Below are 2,278 nucleotides of genomic sequence, written 5' to 3'. Positions count from 1 at the left end.
CGCCCTTGCCAGCCACTGTGGCGTCCGCGTCGGCGAGCCGGTCGTTCCGGGCCTGGCCGGATCCGTCGCAGTCTGTTCTCCAGGGCTTGTGACACTGGCTTCCGAAACCGGCTACAGCCGTACCCACGTACAACGACAGATCAGGCTGCTGCGAGACCTCGGCTGGTTGATAGGGCTGAGCCGGCCTGCCGCCCGTCGGCCCGCGAGCTTCGCGTTGAGCATGTCCGATTCGGTTCGCGCGAGCGCATCGGTAACGGCCGCCGACGCGGTGACCGCGGCTGGCACGGCTGCGGCGCACCGGCCGGTCCCGCGAGCCGGCGCCGCACCGGCCGGCCTGGCTCCTCACCGCCACCGGGCAGGTTCGCGGCCTGCCTCGAATCGGCCGACTGCCGCCGCCCGACGCCGCGCCCGCATCACAGGTGCTGCCATGGCCAAGGCACTGACGGTGGTCGGGGACAACTCCGTGATCACCGCATCCGCCCCCGCGGCCTCCCCTGCTGCTGTCTCACCGGCCGTTGTTCCCCCCGCGATTGTGATGTCACCAACTGTCGTTATGCGATCCGCTGTTGCCCCGTCCACAGCTGCCACGGGACCGGTTGGGACCACGCAGGCTGGGACTGCGCAGGTGACTGAGAGCAGGCAGCCCGCGGCGGAGATCGGGCCGGCCCGGCCCGTGTCCCCGCAGCAGCAGGTTGCCGAAGCAGCCGAGCAGGTCGTCGGAACCCTTGCCCGGGCCATGCGACGTGACCCCGGGACCCTCGCCGTCGCCCGGGACCGGCTCGTTCGCATCCTTGTCACTGGTTCGTGGAACGCGGCAGAACTGGCCATGCACCTGGTGGACACCGTGGGGTCCAGTATTGGCGCCGGTCGGGTCGACGACCCTGTCGATCATGTGTTGCGGCGCCTGGACCATCTGCCGGCGTCGTCGTCGGAATGCCTGTGCCGGTCGTGCAGGTCATGGGCTGCGGCACCTGCCACCGCTGACCACCGCGCGGGCCCGGCCTCTCCCGCCGCGGTTGCGCCGGCGGTTGCCCCCCCGACCGTGGCCGTACCGCAGCAGCTTCCTGCCAGCCTTCCAGAGCTTGCCGCCATAGAACAGGCAGCGGCTGCCGGAGCCGCGCAGGCTCGTACGCGTCCCGATCGTGCCAGCGGCGCTGCCTAGAGAAGGCCGTGTTGCCTTCGTAGCCAAGGTGGTGATGATGGGAAACCGGCGGGCCAGCGGGCCAAAGGTGACGGGATCATGCTTTTCCTGTCGCTGGAGGCCTGGGCCTCTCGGTTGCCAAAGGCCCAGGTCCCTGGGTCGCTCGGTGAGTGTGGCGGGAGTAGGCGCATGTCCGGTGGCGGCACGACTGACGGCACGAGTGGCGGCACGACCGCCCGGACCACGGCGCGGTCCGGGCAGGCCCACCGGCCCGGGCAGGCCCACGGTGTGCCCGAGGAGGGTGTGCCCCCGGGCATGGACGCCGATGTGATCGTGATCGGTTCGGGATTCGGTGGCAGCGTCACCGCTCTCCGGCTTGCGGAAAAGGGCTACCAGGTCGTTGTCCTGGAAGCCGGTCGAAGATTTCCCCCCGGCGCGCTGCCCAGGACCAGCTGGAACATCCGCCGTTATCTGTGGGCTCCTCGGCTGGGCTGTCACGGATTCCAGAAGTTCACCATGCTCGGTCGCGTGCTCGTCCTGTCCGGAGCCGCCGTCGGCGGCGGCTCAGTGGTCTATGCGAACACGCTCTACCGCCCGCTGGAGGCGTTCTACACCGACCCGCAGTGGGGGCACATCGCCGACTGGCGCGACGAACTGGCGCCTTACTACGATCAGGCCGAACGCATGCTCGGAGTGGTGCCGAACCCGACGGTGACCTACACCGACGAGGTGTATCGAGCGGTTGCCGAAGAAATGGGCGTCGGGCACACCTTCAAACCGTCGAACGTGGGCGTCTTCTTCGGTCGCAACGGCGGGAAGGAACCCGGTACCGAGGTCGAGGACCCTTACTTCGGGGGTGCCGGGCCGACCCGTACCGGGTGTCGCGAATGCGGTGAGTGCATGACCGGCTGTCGCTGGAACGCCAAGAACACCCTCGACCACAATTACCTTTACCTGGCGGAGAGGCTCGGCGCCCAGGTCTTTCCCGACACGCAGGCCGATGTCGTCCGTCCGCTGCCGGACGGTGGCTATGAGGTGGGGACGGTGCGTACGGGAGCCTGGGTCCGCCGGCGGAGACGGACGTGGCGGGCAGGCCAGGTGGTGTTCGCCGGCGGGACTCTCGGTACTGTGCGGCTC

The 2,278-nt window shown here is 69.4% G+C and carries 2 protein-coding genes; both read left to right on the top strand.

The annotated features are described in order from the left end of the window. Positions 1 to 625 precede the first annotated feature (625 nt). Positions 626 to 1,162: a hypothetical protein gene (locus DD1DGNOD_RS01005; protein ID WP_131764677.1), complete on the top strand. Its 537-nt coding sequence runs from the start codon at positions 626 to 628 to the stop codon at positions 1,160 to 1,162. Positions 1,163 to 1,456: 294 nt separating this feature from the next. Further along, positions 1,457 to 2,278, top strand: an 822-nt coding sequence (locus DD1DGNOD_RS01000) for an FAD-dependent oxidoreductase (protein ID WP_241255381.1), incomplete at its 3' end; no start/stop codon positions are given.

It is taken from the genome of Candidatus Protofrankia californiensis, from assembly GCF_900634765.1.
GTDB lineage: Bacteria > Actinomycetota > Actinomycetes > Frankiales > Frankiaceae > Protofrankia > Protofrankia californiensis.
The sequence above is the reverse complement of the archived record's forward strand: the minus strand, read 5'-3'. Positions and strand labels throughout refer to the sequence as shown.